Origin of the sequence: Marinobacter shengliensis (assembly GCF_030297115.1) — a bacterium.
GTDB lineage: Bacteria > Pseudomonadota > Gammaproteobacteria > Pseudomonadales > Oleiphilaceae > Marinobacter > Marinobacter shengliensis.
Window position 1 is genome coordinate 149,145 of sequence record NZ_AP028063.1, and the last position, 7,980, is coordinate 157,124.

Below are 7,980 nucleotides of genomic sequence, written 5' to 3' on the forward strand. Positions count from 1 at the left end.
TAAAGGCTAAAAAATAAAAATGGCGAAACTGGCACAGCTCCTGCTCTGGACATAACAGGTTACCGCGAGGCCCGTCCCGGACCGCGCGGTGTCATCAAAGCCACTGGAGAATTGCCAATGACCACTGCAACGCCTACCAAACCCGAAACCATTTCCACCTACCTGCGTCCGATCGACCGGGAGGGTCTGCTGGCCTTCGCCGAGAAGGGTCGCAACAACCCCGGCACCCGCGGCACCAACAAGGTCCACACGGTTACCGAGGGCCAGTACCGGACCATCAGCCACGTCAATCAGCATGAAGTGGTGGTGGACGAGCCCCTGCACCTGTTCGGTGAGGACACCGCGCCGGCACCTGGCGAGATCGTGCTGTCCGGCCTGGGTGGCTGCCTCGCCGTCGGCATCACCGCCGTGGCCACCTGGAAGCAGGTCAAACTCAGCAAACTGGAGATCTTCCTGGAAGGGGATATCGGCAACCCGGCGGCCTGGGGTGCCGGTGGTGCGGAAATGAAGCCCGATCAGATGGGCTTCCAGGAAATCCGCGTCAAGGTGCTGGTGGAAGGCGATGCCACCCGGGAACAGCTGGACGAGATCGTTCAGCACGCCAACTACTTCTCCCCGGTGGCCAACACCATGCGCAACCCGATCCCGTTCAGCATCAGCCTGATGGACTGAACCGGCCCACACAGAGGCGAGGACCAAGAGGAGAGAACTGCCATGAATAACGTCGCCATATCCAACCCACCGTTAAGCCCCTGGGCCGATGACGCCATGGTGCAGGCTGAGGTCGCCCGGGTTGCCAGCGAGCAGCTGGCGCCCAACGCCTACCGCATCGACCATGAAGGTTATTACCCGACCGACATCATGGCAGACCTGGGCCAGGCCGGCGCCTTCGCCACTCACCTGGACCAACACGGTAGTCGCTTCGGACTGGCGCTGTCGAGCATGCAGGAGATCAGCCGTCACTGTGGCTCCACCGGGTTCATGACCTGGTGCCACGATGTCTGCGGACTCTACATGGAGCAGTCCGGCAACCCGGCCCTGCTGGAGCGATTGCAGGGCCATGCTGGCGGCCAGACCTTCGGGGGCACCGCCCTGTCCAATCCCATGAAGGCCCTGACCGGCATCGAGAAAATGGCCCTGAAAGCGAAGAAAGTACCGGGCGGGTACCGGGTCAGCGGTACCCTGCCCTGGGTCAGCCACATTGGCCCGGGCCAATACTGTGGCGCCATTGCCGGCGTAGACCGCGATGACGGTAGCCGCTCCCACGAAGTGATGTTCCTGCTGGACATTGATGACCGGGTGCCCCTGCGACCCTGCCCGGAGTTCTCGGGTATGGAGGGCACCAGCACCTGGTCGGTGCCCCTGGACGACTACTTCGTGAGCGAAGACCAGATCATTGCGGACCCGGCCCGGCCGTTTATCCAGAGGATCCGCGGTGCGTTCATCCTGCTGCAGGTGGGCATCGCCGCCGGTGTCATCCAGGGCTCCATCGATTCCATCCGTGCGGTGGAGAACCAGCTGGGGCACGTGAATCAGTACCTGCATAACCGCCCCGACGAATTGCAGGCCGAATTTGACGAGGTGGCCGAACGCGCAGCCCGTCTTGCAGAAACCCCCTTTGACGGCAGCAAGGACTACCTGCTCGATGTGCTGGAATTGAGGGCCCACGGTTCCGAATTGTCCCTGAAGGCCTCCCAGTCCGCCCTGCTGCACCAGGGGGCCCGCGGGTACCTGATGAACTCCGCCCCCCAGCGCCGGATCCGTGAAGCCCATTTCGTTGCCATCGTCACACCGGCCATCAAGCACCTGCGCTGGGAGATGGACAAACTGATGCGAGAGGAGGTTCCGGCATGAGTACCCGTAAACCCGACCTGGACGAACGCCCCTGGCGCCAGTACATCTGCCTCGCCTGTGGCCTTATCTACGACGAGGCGGAAGGCGACCCGGACAGCGGACTGCCCCCGGGTACCCGGTTTGAGGACATTCCGGACGACTGGGAGTGCCCCCTGTGCGGTGTCACCAAGTCCGACTTCGAACTGCTGGAAAAGCAGGAGATTACCGCAGCCGCGCCGGTGGGCATCACCACCTTCAGCAAGACTCCGGGCATTGTGGTGGTGGGTGCCGGCATTGCCGGGTGGTCAGTAGTAGAGGCGATCCGCCACCTGGACGCCGAAACCCCGATCACCCTGATCAGCGCCTGCCATGGTGACCGTTACCACAAACCGGAGCTATCGGTAGCCCTGAGCCGGGGGCAGCAGCCCGGGGACCTGGTGCGGGAGAGCGCTGCCGATGCGGCAAACCGACTCGGGGTTCGCCTGCTTGCAGACACCTTCGTGGTGGGCATCAGCCCGGAGCGACGGGAAGTGCGCACCACCCGGGGCACCGTGGCCTACACCCGCCTGGTGCTGGCCCAGGGCGCAAAGCCCGCCCTGCCTGACGAGTTGCCCCCATCACTGTGCTGGCGCATCAATGACCTGGCCGGCTGGAGCGGATTACAGCAACAACTGGCGGCAGGCCCCCGGCGGGTGGCCATTGTCGGCGCAGGGATGGTGGGCTGCGAACTGGCCGAAGACCTGGCCCGCGCCGGCCACACGGTCACCCTGCTGGACCGCCAGAGCCACCCCCTTTATGGCCTGATTCCCCCGGAAGCCGGGCAGGCCCTGCAGGAAAGCCTGGCGGAACTGGGCATTCACTACCGGCCCGACAGCCAGGTCAAGGCAGTCCGCGCCGACGGTGACGGCAAGACCGTTCTGCTGGCAAACGGTGAAACACTGACCGTGGACCAGGTGATCGCCGCCACCGGCCTGAAAACCGACAACCGCCTGGCCCGCCAGGCAGGGCTGGCATTCAACGGTGGCATCGAGGTGGACCAGGAGTTGCGCTCCAGCGATCCCTGGATCCATGCCCTTGGCGACTGTATCAGTCTGAACGGTGAACCGTGCCGCTTTATCGAACCCATCCAGCACCAGGCCCGCACCATTGCGGCGGCGGTGTTGGGTGTTGAGGCACCAGCCTATGAACATAGACCACCGGTGGTGCGCCTGAAAACCCGGTCACTGCCGCTGGTGTTGCACGGCCTGCCAAAACCGGATGGCCGCTGGGAAATCACCCAGCGGGAAGGCAACAGCATGGTGATGGAACAACGGGTTGGCGACACCATCGTCGCCACACTGAGCCTTGGCCAGCCCATGCAAAGCAAGGCCGCCTGATCTTTCCGGGCCGGACGACCGGCCCAGTCCCGACAATGACGTCAACCAAAGGTGAACATCATGATCCATACCCGCGAAGAAGTGACCAACATGATCCTCTCTGCCAAGGTCAGCAAGGGCATTCAATGGAGCCAGGTGGCCGATGCCATCGGCCTCTCCAAGGAATGGACCACCGCTGCGTGCCTGGGCCAGATGACCTTCGACAAGAAGCAGGCCGAAATTGTCGGCGACATCTTCGGCCTGACCGATGAGGCCATTGCCTGGCTGCAGGTGGTTCCCTACAAGGGTTCCCTGCCGACAGCCGTGCCCACCGACCCGCTGATCTACCGCTGGTACGAAGTGGTCAATGTCTACGGCAGCACTATCAAGGAACTCATCCATGAGGAGTTTGGCGACGGCATCATGAGCGCCATTGACTTCAACATGGACATCCAGCGCGAGCAAAACCCCAATGGGGATCGCGTTAACGTGGTGCTGTCCGGCAAGTTCCTTCCCTACAAGGCTTACTGAGCCATTGCCTGGTGGGGTACCCGATGGCCCCCAGCCCCCGGGTATTCCACCAGGTCAACGCTAGCGGCAGAAAAACCGGCTTGGCCGCAAGCAAGGTCACGAGACTACCGCAAAAGAATCTCCACACCGCACAGCTTGAGGCCGTGGCCGGTGTGATCGGTGCCCTGCTCCATGGAACGTGTCAGAATCGTCGCCGGGTCACCGACTGCCAGGTCGATCGCCGTCAGCCCGGCGGACTCCTGGTGATCGCATTCTGCAAACTTCAATACCGCGTTTGGTGTCTCGATCACCGGTGTGCCATCACGGTCTTTCACGGGCATACCCAGAACGTTTGACCAGTGACGTGCCAGTTGGGTCGGTCGCGTGTCGGAAAGGGTGACGCCGGTAATTCCGGACACCCGGTCGGTCATGGTGTGTTTGACCCAGTCCATACCTCCCGCTGGCTGCCAGTTACCCCGGGGGTCGGCCTGTTCGTCCCAGTCTACTTCCAGGAAGGCTGCGCCCATGTCCCGGGGGTGCAGTTGCATAAGGTTCCCGCTTTCATGATCCGACTCCCAGGCTACCCGGACGTTGTTTTCGGCAGCCCTGGCCCGCACGCCAGCTTGCTCTTCGAGTGAGGTGGCCTGGCAGATCACAATGTAACCCCCGGGTCCACCCCGTCGCTCCAGGAAACGCCCGGCGGCCGTGCCTTCGCGGATGGGTGCCACCACTTCCAGGAACTGGCTGCCAAAGGCAAACAGGGCGTTTTCCAGCCCGAAGGTGGCTACCTCCGGATCCCGATGGCATACCGGTACGCCGAACAGGTTTTCAATCTGCTCGACAACCGGTTCAAGCTGTTCGGCCACCAGGCAGATCTGGCGGAGATAAATGGACATCGCAGGACTCCTTGAAACATGGACCACACGGACATGCGTGTTTGTAGCTTGTCACGCAGTATCAGCAACGACACGGTTTCGGACAAGTTGCTTCCTGGACTTATGGATTGAGCTGTTGATTATTGCTGCGAACTGTCTCCTCCGGCCCCGCTCCCAGGCCAGGCCTTAAGTTGCTCCGGGGTATCAATATCCCGTTGTGCATTGGGCATGGCACACTCCCGGATGGGGATGGCGGTTTCATACAACACCGCCTTGGCGCCCTGGTCGCCAACCAGCTGCCTCAACCGTGGAAAGCTGCTGCGGGGGAAAACCGCAGGCACACCCCGGCGGCCGCCGTATACGCCACAAACTATATTGTGCCCGTCGAAAGCCTCCAGCAAGGCCTCAAGGTCTGCCATTGTCAGCGCCACCTGGTCCGCCAGCAGCACCAGCACAGCGTCGTAGTCAGCGGCCAGGGTGTTGATTCCGGCCCGCAAGGATGCCGCCATGCCCTCAGACCAGTCCACGACGTGGATGAACTCCGCCCCGTAGAGCTGCCCCTCGGCCTTCGCCGCCATCAGTTGCGTATGCCAGGCGCCGGTGACCACGTGGACGTGGCCTGATAACACACCGGATGCCAGATCAATACTACGCTGCAGAAGGTTTCGGCCATCGATCTCCGCCAGCAGCTTGCACCCGCCAAAGCGAGTGCTGGAGCCGCCAGCCAGAATCAGGGCGGCAATATCAGCCACCGGCCGAGTCCTCGTTGGAACGTTCGGGGTGTGGCCGCATGTAAAACTCCAGACAGAAGATCATACCTCTGACAGGACCCTCCCCCGGCGAACCCGCAGGACGTCCGCCATGATCGCCAGGGCGATCTCCGCCGGGGTCTTGCTGCCGATATCCAGGCCGATGGGCATATGAATGCGGCTGATCTCGTCGGGCGCAAGGCCACCGGTGCGAGCCAGTCGCTCCGCCCGCGCCTGTGAGGTACGACGGGAACCCATGACGCCGATGTAGCCGGCGGAGGTTTTCACCGCTGCCATCATCGCCAGGTCGTCAATACGGGGATCGTGGGTGACGGCGACTACTGCCGTTGACGGGGTGCAGGCCCCCGGCGAAGCGATGTAGAGTGATGGCAGCTGGGGTATGAACTCCACGGCATCCGGCAGGTTCATGCTGTCGGTAACCACGCTGCGGGGGTCACAAAGCACGACCTGGTAGCCCAGGGTAAGCGCAAAACCGGCACAGGCCTCGGCCACGCTGGAGTAACCAGCCAGTATCAGTTTGGCCACCGGCCCCACCCGGATTCGGACAACCTCCTCTCCCGGATTCCACTGCACCCGGGGCCCACTCGGGTCCGCCTCTGACAGGGAACGGTGCCCATCGGCAAGCCGTACCTGCCGGATCCGGTCGTGCTCACCGCCCAGCGCCGTTTTTATCTGTTCGAGATGTGCCAGGGTCTCCTCGCCGGCGGCCATGCGCTCGACCAGCACTTCCAGAACGCCGCCGCAGGGCAGCTTCACACGGGCAGCCCCGGGTTGGTCGCCCGCATCCTCCGGCCCGCCATAACGTACTACCATCGCTGGCTGCTGGTACTCACCGGCCACCAGCCGCTCAAGGAAATCCTCTTCCACACAGCCACCGGAGAGCGAGCCCAGGTGTTCGCCGCTGGCATTGGCCACCATCAGCGAACCGGGCTCCCTCGGCGATGAACCAAAGGTGGACAGCACGGTGCATAGCCACACCGTGCGGCCCTCCTGCAGCCAGGCCATGGCCTGGCCGACCACCCGATAATCCAGGTTCTGCATGATCGTCAGCCCAACTGGTTTCCTACCGGTAACCGGCGGATACGTTTGCCGGTGGCCGCATAGATAGCGTTGCAGAGGGCCGGCGCTACCGGTGGCAAGCCGGGCTCACCCACACCACCCATGGGGGCATCCTCGCCACCGTCCACCAGGTGCACGTGCACTTCCCGGGGCGCGTGTTCCATGCGGGGGATAAGATATCGGTCGAAGTTATCCTGCTGGGCCTTGCCGTCCTTGAACGACACTTCGCTTTGCAGGGCGATACCGATGCCCATGACACAGGCGCCTTCCAGCTGCGAGCGTACCCGCTCCGGGTTGACCGCCCTGCCGCAATCGAAGGCAATGTCCGCCCGGTGGATAATCACCCCGCCGTCGTTGTCTACCTCTACATCCATCACGATGGCGGTATAGGACACAAAGCTGTGATGCATGGCCAGGCCCAGCCCACGCCGCTCACCCCGGTCCTTGTTATCCCAGTTGGCTTCGCGGGTTGCCCGCTCCACCACCGCTCTCATGCGGCCGATATCGATGGGATAGACCTCCGGGTTTTCCCCGTAGTTCCAGCCGTCCTTGAACTCCGCCGGGTTGATTTTGCGTGGTTCTCCCAGAAGCTCCAGCAGGTAGTCCCGATGGTCCCTGCCTGCTGCCTCGGCCATTTCCGCAGCAAAGCTCTGGATGGCCCAGGCGTGGGGCAGGTTATAGACTGCGCGGAACCAGCCGATGCGGGTATGGGCGGCAGCCTCTGGGTTTTCCAGGCGAATGGCCGGGATATCAAAGGGCATGGTGTTAAAGCCCATGCCCAATTCGAAGTCCGCCTTGTGCTTCGGGTCTTCAGCGAACAGTGAGCCAATGCTCGGTGACAGGGTACGGTGCAGCCAGCCCATTGCCTTGCCGTCCTTATCGAGGCCGGCTTGCAACCGGTCAACCGAGACCGCGTGGAAATAGGCATGGTGAATATCGTCTTCACGGGTCCACTGAACCCGCACCGGGCGTCCTTCAAACTGCTTCGCCAGTATGGCCGCCTCGATCACGAAGTCTGGCTTGGACTTGCGGCCAAAACCACCGCCCAACAGGGTCTGGTGGACGGTCACCTTGTCCAGGTCGAGGCCCAGCGCACCAGCGACACCCTCCCGGGTCGCCCGGGGATGCTGGACCGGCGCCCAGGCTTCAGCGCTGTCGCCGTTGAACTGAACGATGGCCACGGGAGGTTCCATCGGCGCCTGGGCCATATGAGGCATGTAATACGTGGCGGTGACGGTCTTGTCCGCTTCTTCCAGGGCCTTTTCCACATCCCCGGACTCCCGGATGACCTTGCCGGATGACTCGGCGCGCTCTTCCAGCAGCCTGGGATAGTCGTCGGAGGTATAGCCCGCGTTGTCTCCGGCGGGTTCCAGGTCCCACTCGATGGATAACGCATCGCGGCCCTGGATGGCAGCCCAGGTGTTACTAATGCGAAACTTTGTATCCGAACACCGGTCAACGCAACTCCCGAAAGATTATCTACGAATTTAACTTATTGATTTATCTTTGAAATAACGAGTTTTCGGTCTTTTTCAGTCGATATTTTTAAGTGTTCGGCTACTTTGTTACCCATTAGTA

The 7,980-nt window shown here is 62.4% G+C and carries 7 protein-coding genes and 1 pseudogene; 4 read left to right on the plus strand and 4 right to left on the minus strand.

Translation table 11 applies throughout. The features are described 5' to 3' along the window. Positions 1-117: 117 nt before the first annotated feature. The 4 genes from QUE75_RS20425 to cynS are packed head-to-tail and all read left to right on the plus strand — an operon-like array spanning position 118 to position 3,719. Positions 118-672, plus strand: coding sequence for an OsmC family protein (locus QUE75_RS20425; protein WP_286255880.1), 555 nt, complete (start codon positions 118-120; stop codon positions 670-672). Positions 673-714: 42 nt separating this feature from the next. Beyond that, entirely contained in the window at positions 715-1,854 is a 1,140-nt protein-coding gene (locus tag QUE75_RS20430) for an acyl-CoA dehydrogenase family protein (RefSeq protein ID WP_396631719.1), read from the plus strand. Next, a complete protein-coding gene (locus QUE75_RS20435) occupies positions 1,851-3,209 on the plus strand; it encodes an FAD-dependent oxidoreductase (RefSeq protein ID WP_286255881.1) in 1,359 nt (452 codons plus the stop codon). Before QUE75_RS20430 ends, QUE75_RS20435 begins: the two co-directional genes overlap by 4 nt. A gap of 60 nt (positions 3,210-3,269) precedes the next feature. Then, a complete protein-coding gene (gene cynS, locus QUE75_RS20440; protein WP_286255883.1) occupies positions 3,270-3,719 on the plus strand; it encodes a cyanase in 450 nt (149 codons plus the stop codon). Positions 3,720-3,823: 104 nt separating this feature from the next. On the opposite strand, the gene QUE75_RS20445 is transcribed toward cynS, so the two are convergent. The 4 genes and pseudogenes from QUE75_RS20445 to QUE75_RS20460 form a co-directional block, all read right to left on the minus strand. After that, on the minus strand, positions 3,824-4,594 hold the full coding sequence (locus QUE75_RS20445) for a VOC family protein (protein WP_286255885.1): 771 nt from the start codon (positions 4,592-4,594) through the stop codon (positions 3,824-3,826). Positions 4,595-4,713: 119 nt separating this feature from the next. Then, positions 4,714-5,325 (minus strand): nucleotidyltransferase family protein, encoded by a 612-nt coding sequence (locus QUE75_RS20450; protein WP_286255887.1) that lies wholly within the window; start codon positions 5,323-5,325, stop codon positions 4,714-4,716. Positions 5,326-5,385: 60 nt separating this feature from the next. After that, a complete protein-coding gene (locus tag QUE75_RS20455; protein ID WP_286255889.1) occupies positions 5,386-6,384 on the minus strand; it encodes an XdhC family protein in 999 nt (332 codons plus the stop codon). 5 nt (positions 6,385-6,389) lie between these two features. Further along, a pseudogene (locus QUE75_RS20460) lies at positions 6,390-7,829 on the minus strand (xanthine dehydrogenase family protein molybdopterin-binding subunit); the annotation flags it as partial. Positions 7,830-7,980 lie beyond the last annotated feature (151 nt).